Annotated in this window: 14 protein-coding genes; 4 read left to right on the plus strand and 10 right to left on the minus strand. The window is 74.8% G+C overall.

All coding sequences use genetic code 11. The features are described from left to right. Positions 1-77 precede the first annotated feature (77 nt). The 4 genes from deoC (at position 78) to ACI79B_RS05600 (ending at position 5,031) form a co-directional block, all read left to right on the plus strand. The gene (gene deoC / locus ACI79B_RS05585; protein ID WP_456930011.1) at positions 78-1,073 is read left to right on the plus strand and encodes a deoxyribose-phosphate aldolase; all 996 of its coding nucleotides are present in this window, start codon (positions 78-80) and stop codon (positions 1,071-1,073) included. Further along, the gene (locus ACI79B_RS05590) at positions 1,073-2,524 is read left to right on the plus strand and encodes an aldehyde dehydrogenase family protein (protein ID WP_456930012.1); all 1,452 of its coding nucleotides are present in this window, start codon (positions 1,073-1,075) and stop codon (positions 2,522-2,524) included. Before deoC ends, ACI79B_RS05590 begins: the two co-directional genes overlap by 1 nt. Further along, entirely contained in the window at positions 2,521-3,393 is an 873-nt protein-coding gene (locus ACI79B_RS05595) for an aldehyde dehydrogenase family protein (protein WP_456930013.1), read from the plus strand. The genes ACI79B_RS05590 and ACI79B_RS05595 overlap by 4 nt, the downstream gene beginning before the upstream one ends. 117 nt (positions 3,394-3,510) lie before the next feature. Then, positions 3,511-5,031 carry a hypothetical protein gene (locus tag ACI79B_RS05600; protein ID WP_456930014.1) on the plus strand — a complete coding sequence of 507 codons (1,521 nt, stop codon included), beginning with the start codon at positions 3,511-3,513 and terminating at the stop codon, positions 5,029-5,031. A gap of 284 nt (positions 5,032-5,315) precedes the next feature. Here the strand turns inward: ACI79B_RS05600 and ACI79B_RS05605 are convergent, their stop codons facing one another. The 10 genes from ACI79B_RS05605 to ACI79B_RS05650 form a co-directional block, all read right to left on the minus strand. After that, positions 5,316-6,761: a DEAD/DEAH box helicase gene (locus ACI79B_RS05605; RefSeq protein WP_456930015.1), complete on the minus strand. Its 1,446-nt coding sequence runs from the start codon at positions 6,759-6,761 to the stop codon at positions 5,316-5,318. A gap of 234 nt (positions 6,762-6,995) precedes the next feature. Beyond that, positions 6,996-8,072: an adenosine deaminase gene (locus ACI79B_RS05610; protein WP_456930016.1), complete on the minus strand. Its 1,077-nt coding sequence runs from the start codon at positions 8,070-8,072 to the stop codon at positions 6,996-6,998. A 9-nt stretch (positions 8,073-8,081) separates the two neighbouring features. Next, positions 8,082-8,909 carry an ABC transporter permease gene (locus tag ACI79B_RS05615; RefSeq protein WP_456930017.1) on the minus strand — a complete coding sequence of 276 codons (828 nt, stop codon included), beginning with the start codon at positions 8,907-8,909 and terminating at the stop codon, positions 8,082-8,084. Next, positions 8,906-9,814 (minus strand): ABC transporter ATP-binding protein, encoded by a 909-nt coding sequence (locus ACI79B_RS05620; protein WP_456930018.1) that lies wholly within the window; start codon positions 9,812-9,814, stop codon positions 8,906-8,908. Before ACI79B_RS05620 ends, ACI79B_RS05615 begins: the two co-directional genes overlap by 4 nt. A gap of 106 nt (positions 9,815-9,920) precedes the next feature. Beyond that, positions 9,921-11,201, minus strand: a complete 1,281-nt coding sequence (locus ACI79B_RS05625) for a thymidine phosphorylase (RefSeq protein WP_456930019.1) — start codon at positions 11,199-11,201, stop codon at positions 9,921-9,923. Beyond that, the gene (locus tag ACI79B_RS05630; RefSeq protein WP_456930020.1) at positions 11,201-11,617 is read right to left on the minus strand and encodes a cytidine deaminase; all 417 of its coding nucleotides are present in this window, start codon (positions 11,615-11,617) and stop codon (positions 11,201-11,203) included. Before ACI79B_RS05630 ends, ACI79B_RS05625 begins: the two co-directional genes overlap by 1 nt. Further along, entirely contained in the window at positions 11,618-12,895 is a 1,278-nt protein-coding gene (locus tag ACI79B_RS05635) for an ABC transporter permease (RefSeq protein WP_456930021.1), read from the minus strand. After that, positions 12,892-14,103: an ABC transporter permease gene (locus tag ACI79B_RS05640; protein WP_456930022.1), complete on the minus strand. Its 1,212-nt coding sequence runs from the start codon at positions 14,101-14,103 to the stop codon at positions 12,892-12,894. The genes ACI79B_RS05635 and ACI79B_RS05640 overlap by 4 nt, the downstream gene beginning before the upstream one ends. Then, positions 14,100-15,668 (minus strand): ABC transporter ATP-binding protein, encoded by a 1,569-nt coding sequence (locus ACI79B_RS05645; protein ID WP_456930023.1) that lies wholly within the window; start codon positions 15,666-15,668, stop codon positions 14,100-14,102. The genes ACI79B_RS05640 and ACI79B_RS05645 overlap by 4 nt, the downstream gene beginning before the upstream one ends. A 234-nt stretch (positions 15,669-15,902) precedes the next feature. Continuing rightward, positions 15,903-16,967, minus strand: a complete 1,065-nt coding sequence (locus tag ACI79B_RS05650; protein ID WP_456930024.1) for a BMP family lipoprotein — start codon at positions 16,965-16,967, stop codon at positions 15,903-15,905. Positions 16,968-17,112 lie beyond the last annotated feature (145 nt).

The raw sequence follows: 17,112 nt of genomic DNA on the forward strand, positions 1-17,112 counted from the left end.
CACGCTGCCATGCCCGGCCGGCTCCCCCCGGGTGACCGCGGTCCCGGAGTGACCGGTCGCACTGGGAGGATGGGCGCATGACCCACGTGCTCGACCCCGGGACGCTGGCGGCCGGGACCCGGCCCGGCCCGGGGCCCGCGGCGCCGTTCGACGACGTGACCCGCTCGGACGCCGCCCTCCGCGCCTTCCTGCACGGCCTGCCCGGTGTCGACCAGGTGGGGGCCGAGCAGCGGGCCGCCACCCTCGGCACCCGCTCGATCAAGACCACGGCCAAGGCGTGGGCGATCGACACCGCGATCTCGATGGTCGACCTGACCACCCTCGAGGGCGCCGACACCCCCGGCAGGGTCCGCTCGCTGGCGGCCAAGGCCCGCCGGCCCGACCCCGGGGACCCGACCGCCCCGGCGGTCGCCGCCGTCTGCGTCTACGGCGACCTGGCGGGCGTCGCGCGGGAGGCCCTGGAGGGCACCGGCATCCACGTCGCCGCCGTCGCCACCGCGTTCCCCAGCGGCCGCGCCAGCCGGGAGGTCAAGCTCGCCGACGTCCGCGACGCCGTGGGCAACGGCGCCGACGAGATCGACATGGTCATCGACCGCGGCGCGTTCCTCGCCGGCCGCTACCTCGAGGTGTTCGAGGAGATCGTCGCCGTGAAGGAGGCCTGCGGGGACGCGCACCTCAAGGTCATCCTCGAGACCGGCGAGCTGGTCACCTACGACAACGCCCGCCGCGCCTCGTGGCTGGCGATGCTCGCCGGCGCCGACTTCATCAAGACCTCCACCGGCAAGATCTCCCCCGCCGCGACGCTGCCGGTGTGCCTGGTGATGCTCGAGGCGGTCCGCGACTTCCGCGCCGCCACCGGCACCCAGGTCGGCGTGAAGCCCGCCGGCGGCATCCGCACCACCAAGGACGCGATCAAGCACCTGGTGCTCGTCAACGAGACCGTCGGCGCCGACTGGCTGTCCCCCGACTGGTTCCGCCTCGGCGCCTCCAGCCTCCTCAACGACCTGCTCCTGCAGCGGCAGAAGCTGCGCACCGGCCACTACTCCGGCCCCGACCACGTGAGCGTCGACTGATGACCACCAGCCCCCTGTTCGAGTACGCCCCCGCCCCCGAGTCCCGCTCGATCGTCGACGTCGCGCCGTCCTACGGCCTGTTCGTCGACGGCGAGTTCGTCGACGGCTCCGGCGAGACCATGAAGACGGTCAACCCGGCCACCGAGGAGGTGCTCAGCGAGATCGCGGTGGGCACCGAGGCCGACGTCGACCGCGCCGTGAAGGCCGCCCGCCGCGCGTACACCCGGGTGTGGGGCCCGATGCGCCCCGCGGACCGCGGCAAGTACCTGTTCCGGATCGCGCGGATCCTGCAGGAGCGGGCCCGCGAGTTCGCCGTCCTGGAGTCCCTGGACAACGGCAAGCCGATCCGGGAGTCCCGGGACGTCGACGTCCCCCTGGCCGCGGCGCACTTCTTCTACCACGCGGGCTGGGCCGACAAGCTCGCCTACGCGGGCCTCGGGCCCGACCCGCGGCCGCACGGCGTGGCCGGCCAGGTCATCCCGTGGAACTTCCCGCTGCTCATGCTGGCGTGGAAGGTCGCCCCGGCGCTGGCCACCGGCAACACCGTCGTCCTCAAGCCGGCCGAGACCACCCCGCTGACCGCGCTGCTGTTCGCCGAGGTGTGCCGGCAGGCCGACCTGCCGCCGGGCGTGGTCAACATCGTCACCGGCGCCGGCGACACCGGCCGGGCCGTCGTCGAGCACGAGGACGTCGACAAGGTCGCGTTCACCGGCTCCACCGAGGTGGGCCGCTCGATCGCCCGCGCCGTCGCCGGCACCCGCAAGGCGCTGACCCTGGAGCTCGGCGGCAAGGCCGCCAACATCGTCTTCGACGACGCCCCGATCGACCAGGCCGTCGAGGGCATCGTGCGCGGCATCTTCTTCAACCAGGGCCACGTCTGCTGCGCGGGCTCGCGGCTGCTGGTCCAGGAGTCGATCCACGACGAGGTGATCGCCTCGCTGCAGCGGCGGATCGGCACGCTGCGGGTGGGCGACCCGCTGGACAAGAACACCGACATCGGCGCGATCAACTCTCACCCGCAGTTGGAGCGCATCCGGGAGCTGGTGGAGATCGGGGAGGCCGAGGGCGCGCAGCGCTGGCAGCCGGCCTGCGACCTGCCCGACCGCGGCTTCTGGTTCCCGCCGACGGTGTTCACCGACGTCTCCCCCGCCCACCGGATCGCCCGCGACGAGGTGTTCGGCCCGGTGCTGTCGGTGCTGACCTTCCGCACGCCCGACGAGGCGGTGGCAAAGGCCAACAACACCACCTACGGGCTGTCGGCCGGCATCTGGACCGAGAAGGGCTCGCGGATCCTCGCGATCGCCGACCGGCTGCGCGCCGGCGTGGTGTGGGCCAACACGTTCAACCAGTTCGACCCGACGTCGCCGTTCGGCGGCTACAAGCAGTCCGGCTACGGCCGCGAGGGCGGCCGGCACGGGCTCGCCGCGTACCTGAAGGAGAGCTCCCGGTGATCGGCAGCGAGCGGCTCGCCGTCCGCAAGACCTACAAGCTGTACGTGAACGGGGCCTTCCCGCGCTCGGAGTCCGGCCGCACCTACGAGGTCACCGACCACAAGGGGACGTTCCTCGCCAACGCCGCGCTGGCCTCCCGCAAGGACGCCCGCGACGCCGTGGTCGCCGCGCGGGCCGCGTTCGGGAAGTGGTCGCGCGCCACCGCCTACAACCGCGGCCAGGTCCTCTACCGGGTCGCGGAGGTGATGGAGGGCCGGCACGCGCAGTTCTGCGAGGAGGTCGCCGCCGGCGAGGGGCTGTCGGCCGGTCGCGCCCGCGCCGTCGTCGACGCCGCCATCGACCGCTGGGTCTGGTACGCCGGGTGGACCGACAAGCTGGCCGCCGTCCTGGGCAGCGCCAACCCGGTCGCGGGGCCGTTCTTCGACTTCTCCCTGCCCGAGCCGACCGGCGTCGTCGCGGTCCTCGCCCCGCAGCGCTCGTCGCTGCTCGGCCTGGTCAGCGTGCTGGCGCCGGTGCTCGCGGGCGGCAACACCGCCGTCGTCGTCAGCTCGCACGAGCGGCCGCTGCCGGCGGTCACCCTCGGCGAGGTGCTGGCCACCAGCGACGTCCCCGGCGGCGTGGTCAACCTGCTCACCGGCGACGCCGGCGAGATCGGCCCCTGGCTGGCCGAGCACGACGACGTCGACGCCGTCGACCTGACCGGCGCTCCCGCCGGCCGGGCCATGGAGCTCGAGCGGCTGGCGGCCGGCAGCATCAAGCGGGTGCTGCGCCCGCCGGCGGAGGAGCCGGACTGGACCGCCGACCCCGGCACCGGCCGGATGACGCGGTTCCTGGAGACCAAGACGGTCTGGCACCCGATCGGGGTCTGACGGCCCTCAGCCCGCCGCGTGCACCGGCTCGGCCCGGTCACCACGTCGACCGGGGCGAGCCGGTGCACGCCTGAACCCGGGGGTGCGCTCCCAGGCGCACCGGGCAGGATGGGCTCCGTGGCCAGGCCCAGCATCGTCCCCATCGCCCTCACCGTCGACGACCGCACGGGCTACACCCTCTGGGCGCCGCCGTGGGAGGAGGACGGCGAGGAGTGGCAGGCCTTCCTCGGCACCTCCGAGGGGGAGACCGCCACGGTCCACCTCTTCCCCACCCCGGCCGCGCTCGCCGCGTTCTGCCGCACCGCCACCGACCACGACCTCGCCGACCACCCGGTCTGGCCGGTCGTGGTCGGGCTGGGCGCCGCGGACCTGACGCCCGACGACGACCACCGCTACGACCTCGACGGCGTCTACGACATCGCCGCCGAGAACCCGGACCGGTGGGCGGTCGAGGAGCTCGCGGCCACCATCGACATCGTCAGCCGGCTGGCCGAGTGCCTGGACACCGCCGGGGACGACGACGAGGAGGGCGCGACCGCCGCGCGGGCCGGCGCGGACACCGACGACGAGGACGCCGACGAGGACCTCGACGGCGACGAGGAGACCGAGTTCCCCTCCCTCGCCGAGCTGGTGGCCCGGCCGGAGATCGGGTCCCTGGGCCTGGGGGTCGACGCGTTCGTCGGCCGCTCGGGCGAGGACGCCTGGATCGGGGTCGGCGGCGCGCTCGACGAGCTGTGGGAGGACGTCCTCGAGGAGCTGTCGGCGCACCTGGACTGGACCGGTGCCGGCACGACCACCCTCGCGGCCTACCCCTCGGCCGCCGACGAGGACGAGACCGACGACGACCTGTCCGACGAGGACCTGTCCGACGAGGACCTGACCGACGAGGACCTGACCGACGAGGCGCCCGCCGGTGCCCGCGCCGGACGCGGCGCGGAGGCCACCGTCGCCCGGGCCCCGGACGCCTCGGGCGACCGCCCGGCCGCGGGCTCGACCGCCGCCGCGCCGGAGGAGGCGGCCACCGCCGGGGTGAGCACCATCCGCGGCGGCAGCCGGATCACCGCGACCCCGGCCGCGGTCGCCGCGGCGGCGGAGTTCTGGGAGGCCGTCGGCATCCTCCCGGTGGAGCTCGTCGTCCCCGAGGGCGCCGGCGTGACGCTGCGCTGCTACGTGGAGGACGTCGCCCGGTTCCTCGGCCGCGACGGCGAGGTCTACCTGTTCGACACCCCCGCCGACCTGGCCCGGTTCTGCGCCGGCGACGAGCAGCACGACCTCACCGAGATCGCGTCCTGGCCGGAGGTGGCCGACACCGACGTCATGCCGCTGCCGGCCGAGCAGGACCGCTACGACCTCACCGAGCTGTCCGAGGTGCTCGCCGAGGTGGCCGGGGGCGCGGCGGGCCTGGCCGACCACCGGGTGTTCGCCCAGCCGGTCGAGGGCGTGCGCGACGTCGCCGAGTACGCGGGTCTCACGCGGGTCGACGAGCTGCTCGCCCCCACCGCGCCGCTGGGTCGCGCGGTCGCGCGCGGCGAGCGGGAGCCCGGCGCCACCCTGCGCGCCGAGGACGCCGCCCCGGTGCGGGAGGCCTGGGACGAGGTCGTCGCCCAGGTCGGCGGGGCGCTGGTCTTCCGCCACTGACGGTCGTCCCCCGGTCCGGGACCGGATCCGGGGCACGGCCCGGCGGCCGGGTCCTCTCCACCGCGAGCTCGTGCTCTGCCCACAGGTGTGGGCAGAGCACGAGCGTCCCGCGGAGTACCACGGCTCTCCCCTTCGCGCTCTGCACACAGGTGCAGGCAGAGCACGAGCGAGCGCGGAGAGCACCACGGCCGGCCCCGGGGTCCCGGGGCCGGCCGTGGTGAGGTGCCGGAGAGGCCCCGCGTCAGGGACCCACCGTGGGCGGTGGGGGGACGCGGGGTCCTCCGTCAGTCGCGCGCGGGCGCGGGGCGGTCGGACCGCCCGCCGCGGTGGCCCTCGCCGGGGCCGCGGTACCGGTCGCGGTCCCCGGAGGGCCGGCGCGGACGGTCGTCGCGACGGCCGCGGTCGCCGTCGCCGTAGGAGCGGCGCGGGCGGTCGCCGTCGCGGCGCGGACGCCGGCCGCCGGGGCCGCCGTGCGGACGGCGCGACTCGCGGGCCGGCCGCTCGATCGGCTCCACCGGCACGCCGCTGGCGACGAGCTCGGCGATCGGGGCGTCGCCCGGCCGGATGCGGCTGACCTGCGGGTCCACCTTCGCCTGCCGGAACCGCCGCTTGGCCTGGCCGACCTGGTCGGGCAGCAGCAGCGAGACCACGACGCCGCCGGCGCCGGCGCGGGCGGTGCGGCCCGAGCGGTGCAGGTAGGTCTTGTGGTCGGCCGGCGGGTCGTAGTGCAGGACCAGCGAGACGTCGTCGACGTGGATGCCGCGGGCGGCGACGTCGGTGGCCACCAGCACGGGGCTGCGGGCGTCGGTGAACGCCTCCAGCGCCCGGCGGCGGGCCGACTGCGGCAGCCCGCCGTGGATCGCCTCGGCCTTGATGCCGACGGCCTGCAGGTTCTCGGTGAGCCGGTCGACGCCGAGCTGGGTGCGGGCGAACACGATCGTCCGGCCCGGCCGCGCGGCCAGCTCCTGGGTCACCGGCACCTTGTCGCGGAAGGCGACGCTGTAGGCCAGGTGCTCGGCCGGCGGGGCGTCGTCGCCGGGGCGCTTGACCTCGTGCCGGGCGGGGTCGGTCAGGTAGCGGCGGACCAGCGTGTCCACCTCGCCGTCCAGCGTGGCCGAGAACAGCAGCCGCTGGGCGTCGGGGCGGGTCTGGTCGAGCAGCTCCTGCACGACGGGCAGGAAGCCGAGGTCGGACATGAAGTCGGCCTCGTCGACGACGCTGACCTCGACCTCGGCGAGGGTGACCTCGCGCTGGCTGATCAGGTCCTGCAGCCGGCCGGGGGTGGCGACGACGACGTCGACGCCGCGGCGCAGCTGCGAGATCTGGCGGCCCATCGAGGCGCCGCCGTAGACGGTGGCGAACTGGGTGCCGATGGCCTGGCCGAGCGGGGCCAGGTTGTCGGAGACCTGCTGGGCGAGCTCGCGCGTGGGCACGAGCACCAGCGCGCGCGGGGCGCGCGGGCCGCGGCGGGCGGTGAGGCCCATGCGGGAGAGCATCGGCAGGCCGAAGGCCAGGGTCTTGCCGGACCCGGTGGCCGCCTTGCCCAGCACGTCGCGCCCGGCGAGGGCGTCGGGCAGGACGGAGGCCTGGATGGCGAACGGAGCGCGGATGTCGCGCCGCTCGAGGGCGGTCACCAGCTGCTGGGGCAGGCCCAGCTGGGCGAACGTGGGGCCCGCCGGGGCGGGGGTGTCGGGAGTGCTCTGGACGTCGACGGTGTCGGACGTGGTCATGCGGGGGTGGGGACTCCGATACAGCTCGGGCGCGTCCCGTGGTGGTGCGCGGGCGCCACCCCTGCGACGGGGCCGGGCGTCCTCACTGGCGACCGCGGGCGTCGACGACGCGGCGATCTGCACGGATGCGCTCATGCCCGGACGGACCGTCCGGGAGGATGTCCGGCGAGTGCCGGCACACCCACGGTAACAGCGCCGCCCGGTCCGCCCTTCCGCGGCGGGCGGTGGCCGTGATCACCCGCGGAGGGCGGCGTACCCCGGGCGGACGACGTCGTCGAGCAGCCGGGCCCGCTCGGCGTCGTCGGTGAACGCCGCGGCCAGGGCCCGCTCGGTGACCGTCTGGAGGTCGTCCCAGCCCCAGCCGTGGGCGGCGGCGGCGTCGGTCAGCTCGCTGGTCACCGAGACGCCGCTCATCAGCCGGTTGTCGGTGTTGACCGTGACCGCGAAGCCCAGCCGGTGCAGCCGGCCCACCGGGTGCCGCGCGAGCGAGGGGTAGGCGCCGGTTTGCACGTTCGACGACGGCGCGACCTCCAGCGGCACCTGCTCGTCGAGCACCCGCCGCGCCAGCGGGCCGAGCGGGCCCTCCATCGGCACCTCGTCGGCGATCCGCACGCCGTGGCCGAGCCGCTCGGCGCGGGCGCCGTCGAGCGCCGCCCGGATGCTGTCGACGCCGGCCGCCTCCCCGGCGTGGATGGTGCGGTGCGCCCCGGCGCGGTCGAGCAGCGCGATCGCCCCCGGGATCCGGTCCGGCGGGAAGCCGATCTCCGGACCGGCCAGGTCGAAGCCGACGACGCCGGCGTCCCGGTACCGGACGACGAGGCCGGCGACCTCCTCCCAGCGGTCCTCCTGCCGCATCGCGCACAGAAGCGCGCCCACCGTGATCGGCGTCCCCGCCGCGGCCGCCTCGGCACTGCCCGCGGCGAAGCCGTCGAGGATCGCCTCCACGGCCTCCTCGATCGGGGTGCCGCCCGCGGTCACCAGCTCCGGCGCCATGCGGACCTCGGCGTACACGACGCCGTCGGCGGCGAGGTCGAGAGCGCACTCGCGGGCCACCCGGCGCACCGCCTCGGGCCGCTGCATCACCCCGACGGTGTGCGCGAACGTCTCCAGGTACCGCACCAGCGAGCCGGAGTCGGCCGCCTCGCGGAACCAGGTCCCCAGCGACTCCGCGTCAGAGGCGGGGAGGGCGCGGTAGCCCGCCTCGTCGGCCAGCTCGAGCACCGTCTGCGGACGCAGCCCGCCGTCGAGGTGGTCGTGCAGGAGGACCTTGGGCGCGCGGCGGACCGAGTCGGCGTCGAGTGGTGCGGGCACCACCCGACGCTATCTCGTGCCGCGCTCCTGCCAGCGGAAGGTCAGGACGCACAGCACCAGACCGGCGGCGCACCACACGGCCAGCACCAGCGCCACCCGCCCGAGCTCCCAGGACCCGGCCGGCTCCTGCGCGGCGAGCGCGTCGGGGAGGAACACCGAGCGCAGGCCCTGCGCCATCCACTTGAGCGGGAACAGCGCCGCGACCGTCTGCATCCAGACCGGCACCTGGCTGAACTGGAAGAACACGCCGGAGATGAACTGCAGCACCAGGGCGATCGGCGTGACCGTGGCCGACGCCGACCGGCCGTTGCGCGCCAGGCTGGAGACGGCGATGCCGAGCAGCGTGCACGCCGCGGCGCCGAGCGCGGTCACCCAGGCGAAGGTGAGCCAGTCGCGGCCGGAGGGCAGCTCGACGTCGTAGAAGACGGCGCCGATCACGAGCAGGAGCGCGATGATCAGCACCGTGACGGCGAGGACCTGCACGACCTTGCCGACGAAGTAGGCGCTGCGCGGCATCGGGGTGCCGTACAGGCTCTTGAGCGTGCCGTCGGCGCGCTCGGTGGCGATGGAGATCGCCATGTTCTGCAGGCTGGCGCCGAGGATGCCCGCGGCGATCACCCCCGGCACGAAGTACTGGACGAAGGTGACGCCGTCGCCCAGGTCGTAGTCGAGCACCGCGCCGAACACCACGAGCAGCAGCACGGGGAAGACGAGGGTGAACACCACCGACTCGCGCTGCCGGAAGAACTCCTTGAGCTCCACCCCGGCGCGGGAGCGGTAGACGGCGGGCAGCGACGGCAGCGCGGCGCGCTCCCGGGTGACAGTTCCGGCGCTCACGCGCGGGCCTCCCCGATCATCTGCAGGTACACGTCCTCGAGGGTCGGGCGGGCCACCGCCAGGTCGGGCACCTCGCCGGGGAAGCGGGCGGACAGCTCGCGGACGAACGCCGTCGGGGTCGCGGTGGCCGCGCTGCGCCGGACGCCGTCCTCGGTCCAGCTGACCACCGCCGGTGCCCGCCCGCGGCCGCCCAGTTCCGACGGGACGGCGACCTCGGCCAGCCGGCCGCGCGCGATGACGCCGACCCGGTCGGCCAGCGCCTCGGCCTCGTCCAGGTAGTGGGTGGTGAGCAGCATCGTGGTGCCGAGGTCGCGCAGCGAGCGGATCAGTGACCAGAACTGCCGCCGCGCCTCGGGGTCGAAGCCGGTGGTCGGCTCGTCGAGGAACAGCAGCGACGGGCGGCCGACGATGCCGAGCGCGACGTCGAGCCGGCGGCGCTGCCCGCCCGACAGCGAGCGGCCGCGGGCGCGGGCCTTCTCGGTCAGCCCGACCAGCTCGAGCACCTCGTCGGGGTCCCGCGGGTCGGGGTAGTAGGACGCCTGCGCGCGCAGCAGCTCGCGGCAGGTCAGCTGGCTGTCCCCGGCGCCGGACTGCAGCACGATGCCCAGCTGCGCCTTCCACCGGCGCCCGCCCGCGGCCGGGTCGGTGCCGAGCACCCGCACCTCGCCGCCGTCGCGGTCGCGGAAGCCCTCGCAGATCTCGACCGTCGTCGTCTTGCCGGCGCCGTTGGGGCCGAGCAGGGCGAAGATCTCGCCGCGCCGGATGTCGAGGTCCAGTCCGTCGACGGCGGTGGCGGCGCCGTAGCGCTTCACCAGCCCGCGGACGGAGATCGCCGCGTCCGGGTCGAGGGGCTCCCCGGCGCGCGGGGCGGCGGTGGAGGTCGGCACCGCGGACGTGCTGGTCACGAGGACCCAGTGTCCTCTCCGATCGCGGCCCCGCGCCGACCGCCCCGGCGTCCGTGCACTTCCGCGGATGTGCCCCGAGCAGATCCGCGGAAGTGCACGGGACGGGTCAGGCCGAGATGCGGTCGATCAGCAGGGGCAGCGGCTCGTCGCCGGTGTCGACGCCGACCGCGCCCTCCAGCGCCTCCAGCGCCCGCGGGATGCGCGCGGCGTCGTCGGTGTGCAGCTCGAGCAGCGGCTGGCCCTCGGTCACCCGCTCCCCCACCGTCGCCGTCCAGGTGATGCCGGCGGCGGCCGAGACCGGGTCCTCCTTGCGGGCGCGGCCGGCGCCCAGCCGCCAGGCGGCGACACCGAGGGCGTAGGCGTCCAGGCGGGTGAGCGTGCCGGTGGCCGGCGCGGTCACCACGTGCCTCTCCGCCGGCTGCGGCAGCGGCGCGTCGGGGTCGCCGCCCTGCGCGGCGATCATCCGCCGCCACACGTCCATCGCCCGGCCGTCGCGCAGCGCGACGGCGGGGTCGACGTCGGGCCGGCCGGCGCCGGTGAGCATCTCCCGCGCCAGGGCCAGGGTCAGCTCGACGACGTCGGCCGGGCCCCCGCCGGCGAGGACCTCCACCGACTCGGCGACCTCGACGGCGTTGCCGGCGGCGCGGCCCAGCGGCCGGTCCATGGCGGTCACCAGCGCCACGGTGTTCACCCCGGCCGCCTCGCCGAGGCCGACCATCGTGCGGGCCAGCTCGCGGGAGGACTCCGGGTCCTTCATGAACGCCCCGGAGCCGGTCTTGACGTCGAGCACCAGCGCGTCGGCGCCCTCGGCGATCTTCTTGCTCATGATCGAGCTGGCGATGAGCGGGATCGACTCGACGGTCGCGGTGACGTCGCGCAGCGCGTAGAGCTTCTTGTCCGCCGGCGCGAGGTCGTGCCCTGCGGCGCAGACGACCGCGCCGACCTCGGCCAGCTGCCGGAGGTAGGCGTCCTCGTGGACGTCGGCCCGCCAGCCGGGGATCGACTCCAGCTTGTCCAGCGTGCCGCCGGTGTGGCCCAGGCCCCGGCCCGACAGCTGCGGCACGGCCACGCCGCAGGCGGCGACCAGCGGCGCGAGCGGCAGGGTGGTCTTGTCGCCGACGCCGCCGGTGGAGTGCTTGTCGGCGGTCGGCCGGCCCAGCGAGGACAGGTCCTTGCGCTCGCCGGAGTCGATCATCGCCTGCGTCCACACCGACAGCTCGTCGGCGGACATGCCCTGGAAGAACACCGCCATGAGCAGCGCGCTCATCTGCTCGTCGGGGATCGCGCCGTCGGTGTAGGCGCCGATCACCCAGCGGATCTGCTCGTCGGTGAGCCGGTCGCCGTCGCGCTTGGCGCGCAGCACGTCGATGGCGTCGAACGCGGCCATCAGCCCTGCCCCCGCTCCGCCGCGGCGACCAGGTCGTCGGGGCCGAAGGCGTCGGGCAGCACCTCGCGCATCGGCACGATGCCCAGCGAGACCGTCTCGATGAGCATGTCGGCGCCGCCGTGCTCCCACAGCAGCTGCCGGCACCGGCCGCACGGCATGAGCGGCTGCCCGTCCCCGCCGACGCAGGCCACCGCGACCAGCCGGCCGCCGCCGGTGCGGGCGAGGTCGCTGACCATCCCGCACTCGGCGCACAGGCTCAGGCCGTAGCTGGCGTTCTCGACGTTGCAGCCGGTGACCACCCGGCCGTCGTCGACCAGCCCGGCCACGCCCACGGGGAACCGCGAGTACGGCGCGTAGGCGTGCGTCATGGCCTCCCGGGCCGCCGTGCGCAGGGCGTCCCAGTCGACGTCCCCCATCTAGTTCTCTCCTCTTCGGTAGACCAGCCCGTCGGCCTTGGGCATCCGCAGCCGTTGGGAGGCCAGCGACAGCACCAGCAGCGTGGTCAGGTGGGGGGTGAAGAAGACGATCCCCTCGGGCAGCCGGTCGATGGTCAGGAACCCGACCAGCGAGGCGGCGGCGAAGACCCCGGCGATCCCGGCGACCAGCCACTTCCCGCGCCGCGCCTGCACGACCGCCAGGACGACGAGGAGGACGGCGATGAGCAGCAGCAGGGCCACCACCGCGGTCTGGCTGCGCAACTGCAGGGCGTCGGCGAACCCGAACAGGCCTGCTCCGGCCGCCAGCCCGCCGGGCCGCCAGTTGCCGAAGATCAGAGCGGCCAGGCCGATGAAGCCACGGCCACCGGTCTGACCCTCGCGGTAGATGCCCGCGACGAACACCAGGAAGACGCCACCGAGGCCGGCCAGCGCGCCGGAGACGATCACGGCGAGGTACTTCAGCCGGTAGACCGGCACGCCCAGGGAGTCCGCGGCGGCCGGGTTCTCGCCGCACGAGCGCAGCCGCAGGCCGAAGGCCGTCCGCCACAGCAGCAGGTAGGACACCGGGACCAGCAGCACGGCGAGCAGGGTGAGCAGTCCCACGCCGCTGGTCACCCCGCGCAGCAGGCCGGCCAGGTCGCTGACCAGGAACCAGTGCTGCCGTTCGAGGTCGCCGAGCAGGTCCGGTCCCGAGGACAGCACCGGCAGCGAGAAGGACGGCGGGTCGCTGCTCAGCGACGGCGACTGCGTCGGGCCACCGCCGGTGCTCTCGTTGAACAGCAACTCGGACAGGAAGCGGACCACGCCCTCGGCGAGGATGTTGATCGCGACGCCGGAGACCACGTGGTCGACGCCGAACGTCACCGTGGCGACCGCGTGCAGCAGACCGCCGGCTGCGCCGAAGACCACGCCACCGATGACCGCGCCGGCCCAGCCCCACTGGTAGCCGGCCCAGCCCGCGCCCCAGGTCCCGAGGATCATCATCCCCTCGAGGCCGATGTTCACCACGCCCGCGCGCTCGGACCACAGGCCGCCCAGGGCCGCCAGCCCGATGGGGACGGCGAGCAGCAGCGCGGCCCGGAGCGTCGAGGACGAGGTGAGCTCCTGCTCGCCCGAGATGACGCGGACCAGCGAGAACAGCAGCCACAGGCCGACGAGCACCCACAGCACCCGCCGCGCCCGGCCGCCGCCGGTCAGCAGGTCGGTCAGCGGGCCGCGGCTGGGCTGTCCGGTACGGGTCGGCGCCGTGGTGCTCATGCTCGTGCTCCCTGCTGGTCCCCGGGCACACCGGCGCGGACCTGCTGCCCGCCGTCCGGGGCGGGAGGTGGTGGCGCCGCGCCGTCCCCGCCGCCGTCGGGTCCCGGGCCGGCCGACGCACCGGCCCGTTCGGCCGAGCGCAGTGCCAGCCGCCGGGCGATCTCGTTGGCGATCACGACGGCGAGCACGATCGTGCCCTGGATGATCGTGACGACCGAGGACGGGATGTCGGCGAACTGCAGGGGCAGTGCCGCCCGGTCGAGGAAGGCGAACAGCAGCGCGGCCAGCGCGATGCCCACCGGGGTGCTGCGGCCCAGCAGGGCGACGGCGATGCCGAGGAAGCCGAGGCCGGCGGTGAACTCGGTGCCGTAGTCGTACTGCGACCCGAGCAGGTCGGGCATGCCGATCAGGCCGGCGATGGCGCCGGAGATGAGCATGGTCTTCACGACCATGCGCCGGGCGTCGACACCGCTGGCGGTGGCCGCGGAGGGCGACAGGCCGGTGGCGCGCAGGTCGAACCCGAAGCGGGTGCGCTTGATCAGCACGGCGACGACGACCCCGACCACGATCGCGACCAGCAGGAAGCCGTAGAGACCGCTGCGCGGCGCGGCCAGGCCCAGTCCGGTGAGCAGCCCGTTGAGGCTCGGGAAGCGGCCGGACTCGGGGATCTCCGCGGTCGTGATGATCGAGGCGCCCGGCGGGCTGCCGCGCAGCGGGCCGGTCAGCAGGAACGACGCCAGGCCCAGCGCGATGAAGTTCAGCATGATCGAGCTGATGACCTCGCTGACGCCGCGGGTCACCTTGAGGACGCCGACGATGCCGGCCCACAGCGCCCCGACCACCATCGCGACGACCACGACGAGCAGCACGTGCAGCGGGCCGGGCAGCACGACGGCCGCGCCGACCGCGGCGGCCAGGATGGTGGCCAGCCGGTACTGGCCCTCGACGCCGATGTTGAACAGGCCCATCCGGAAGGCGACCGCGACGGCCAGCCCGGCGAGGAACAGCGGCACCGCCCGGTTGAGGATCACGACGATCGACTGGACCTGCTGCGACGGGGTGGTGCCGAGGTCGACCATCACCCCGAACGCCTCGAGCGGGTCCTGCCCGATGAGGGCGATGACCACCGCGGAGATCACCAGGGCGACCAGGACGGCGAGCACCGGGCCGAGCAGGGAGAGCCCCACCCGCCGGAGGACGCCGCTCACGCCGCACCCGCCGTCGTCCGCGCGCCGGTCATGTGCCCGCCGAGCTCCTCGGGGGTCACCCGCCGCGGGTCGAGGGTGGCCACCAGCCGCCCGCGGAGCATGACGTGCAGCGTGTCCGAGAGGCCGATGAGCTCGTCGAGGTCGGCGGAGATGAGCACGATCCCCAGGCCCTCCGCGCGGGCGTCCTTGAGCAGCTCCCAGATCACCGACTGGGCGCCGACGTCGACGCCGCGGGTCGGGTGGGCGGCGATCAGCAGCCGCGGGGCGGCGCTCATCTCGCGCCCGACGATCAGCTTCTGCTGGTTGCCGCCGGAGAGGGCGACGGCCAGCGTGTCCGGACCGGGCGCGCGCACGTCGTACTCCCGCATGATCCGCGCGGTGTCGGCGCGGGCGCCGCGGCGGTCGATGAAGGGGCCCTTCACCGCCGGCGGACGGGTCTGGTGGCCGAGGATGCGGTTCTCCCAGAGCGGCGCGTCCAGCAGCATGCCCTGGCGGTGCCGGTCCTCGGGGATGAAGCCGACACCGGCCTCCCGGCGGGCGCGGGTGCTCCAGCCGGTGACGTCCTCCGTCCCGAGGACGACCGACCCGGCGGCGAGCGGGCGCAGCCCCATGATCGCGTCGACGAGCTCGGCCTGGCCGTTGCCCTCGACGCCGGCGATGCCGACGACCTCGCCCTCCCGCACGGTGAGCGTGACGTCGTCCACCACGGGGCGCCGCCCCGCGTCGGTGACCGTGACGCCGGCCAGTCGCAGCACGGGGGCCTCGCGGACGGTGGACTCGCGGGTCTCCGGGGTGGGCAGCTCGGCGCCGACCATCATCTCGGCCAGCTGCTTGGACGTCGTCGTCCTCGGGTCGGCCGTGCCGACCGTGGTGCCGCGCCGGATGACCGTGATCGAGTCGGCGACGCGGCGCACCTCGTCGAGCTTGTGCGAGATGAAGATGACCGTCAGGCCCTCGCGCTTGAGCTCGGCGAGGTTGGCGAACAGCTCGTCGACCTCCTGCGGCACGAGCACGGCGGTCGGCTCGTCGAGGATCAGGGTCCGCGCGTTGCGGTAGAGGACCTTGGCGATCTCGACCCGCTGCCGGTCGCCGACGCCGAGGTCCTCGACCAGCGCGTCGGGCCGCAGCCCGAGGGAGTAGCGGTCGGAGATGTCGGTGATCCGACGGCGCGCCTCGGCGAGGTCCAGCCGGCCGCGCCGGGTGGGCTCGCTGCCGAGGACGACGTTCTCCAGGACGGTGAAGTTGTCGGCCAGCATGAAGTGCTGGTGGACCATGCCGATGCCCGCCGCGATGGCGTCAGCCGGGCTGCGGAAGGCGACCTCGCGGCCGTCGACGAGGACCTGGCCCTCGTCGGGGCGGTGCTCGCCGTAGAGGGTCTTCATCAGCGTCGACTTGCCGGCGCCGTTCTCGCCCACGATGGCGTGCACCTCGCCGCGGCGGACCCGCAGTTCGATGTCCCGGTTCGCCACCACACCGGGGAAGCGCTTGGTGATCCCGCGCAGCTCGACGGCGAGGGGGGCGTCGCCCGCCGCCGGGCTGTCTGCTGGCGAGTCCGCTCGTGCCATGCCGGCATCTCCTCGCTGTGGCCCGCCGGTGGGCGGGAGGTCACTGGGGACGGCGCCGGCGCGCGGGATCAGCCGCTGCGCCGGCTTCAGGGCCCGGGGGCCGTGCGTATGGTGCCCTACTCACCGGGCTCCGTCCGAGCCCGGGGCGACCCCGGCGCACCGCGGGCCCGGGCGTTCACCGCCCGGGCCCGCGTCGCAGGGTGGATCAGTCGTGCGGGGAGACCCGCACGAGGGTCACTCGATCGTCGTCGGGACCGTGATGGAGCCGTCGATGATCTGCTGCGCGTATCCGTCGATGTCCTGCTGGATGTCGTCGATGTAGCCGCCCGACGTGGACAGGCCGACGCCCTCGCCCTCCAGGTCGTAGCGGACGTCAGCAGCGCCCTCCGCGGTGCCCTCGGAGAACTCGCCGATGAACGCCTCCACCGCGTTGTCGACCCGCTTGAGCATCGAGGTCATGATCACGGCCTGCAGCGCCGGGTCGTCGACGGTCTGGTACTGGTCGGAGTCGACGCCGATGGCGCGCTTGCCGGCGTCCGCGGCGGCCTGGAAGACGCCGACGCCCGAGCCACCGGCCGCGTGGTAGACGATGTCGGCCCCGGCGTCGTACATGCCCTGGGCGACGATCTGGCCGCGGGCCGGGTCGTTGAACCCGCTGAAGTCACCCGCCGGCGAGATGTACTGCCGGTCGATGACGATCTGCGGGTTGACCGCCTGGGCACCGGCCACGTAACCGGCCTCGAACTTCTCGATCAGCGGGCTCTCCACGCCGCCGACGAAGCCGATGTGGGCGCTCTCGCTCTTCAGCGCGGCGGCGACGCCGGCCAGGAACGACCCCTGCTCCTCGGCGAAGACCAGCCCGGTGACGTTGTCACCCTTGGCGCCGTCCTCGTTGGACCCGTCGACCTGGGCGAACGTGGTGTCGGGGAACTGCGGCGCGACCTCGGCGATGACGTCGTCGTAGTTGAAACCGACGGCGATCACCGGGTTGAAGCCCTGCTCGGCCAGCTGGGTGAGCAGCTCGGCGCGGTTGGAGGCGTCGTCGTTGGGGCTCAGCTCCTGCAGCTCGCCGCCGAGGGACTCGACGGCCGCCGACGCACCGGCGTAGGCGGAGTCGTTGAACGACCGGTCACCGCGGCCGCCGGTGTCGTAGGCGAGGCCCACGCGCAACTCCTCGGCGCTGCCGCCGCCCTCGCCGCCCCCGCCGCCGGCGGCGGGCTCGTCGCTGGCACAGGCCGCCAGGGCCATGCTGCCGGCCAGCAGCAGGGCTGCGGCCTTCATCTTCCGCGCTCGGCGCAAGACGATCTCCTCTCTGGAGGGAGCCGCCCGCGAAGACGCGGAGGGCGCTCCCGTGGGTCCTGGTCGCGGGCGCCCGCGGGGGGCCGCCCCGCCGTGGGCGCCCCCCGCCCCCGAAACCCGCGCACCCCGCCCGTGTCCCAGCCAC

The organism is Geodermatophilus sp. SYSU D00879, assembly GCF_054050375.1.

Excerpts from the sequence above, each read along its gene's own strand:
- deoC (WP_456930011.1), top strand. The coding sequence starts at position 78 with ATGACCCACGTGCTCGACCCCGGGACGCTGGCGGCCGGGACCCGGCCC.
- ACI79B_RS05590 (WP_456930012.1), top strand. The coding sequence starts at position 1,073 with ATGACCACCAGCCCCCTGTTCGAGTACGCCCCCGCCCCCGAGTCCCGC.
- ACI79B_RS05605 (WP_456930015.1), bottom strand. The coding sequence starts at position 6,761 with ATGACCACGTCCGACACCGTCGACGTCCAGAGCACTCCCGACACCCCC.
- ACI79B_RS05625 (WP_456930019.1), bottom strand. The coding sequence starts at position 11,201 with ATGGCCGCGTTCGACGCCATCGACGTGCTGCGCGCCAAGCGCGACGGC.
- ACI79B_RS05630 (WP_456930020.1), bottom strand. The coding sequence starts at position 11,617 with ATGGGGGACGTCGACTGGGACGCCCTGCGCACGGCGGCCCGGGAGGCC.
- ACI79B_RS05635 (WP_456930021.1), bottom strand. The coding sequence starts at position 12,895 with ATGAGCACCACGGCGCCGACCCGTACCGGACAGCCCAGCCGCGGCCCG.
- ACI79B_RS05645 (WP_456930023.1), bottom strand. The coding sequence starts at position 15,668 with ATGGCACGAGCGGACTCGCCAGCAGACAGCCCGGCGGCGGGCGACGCC.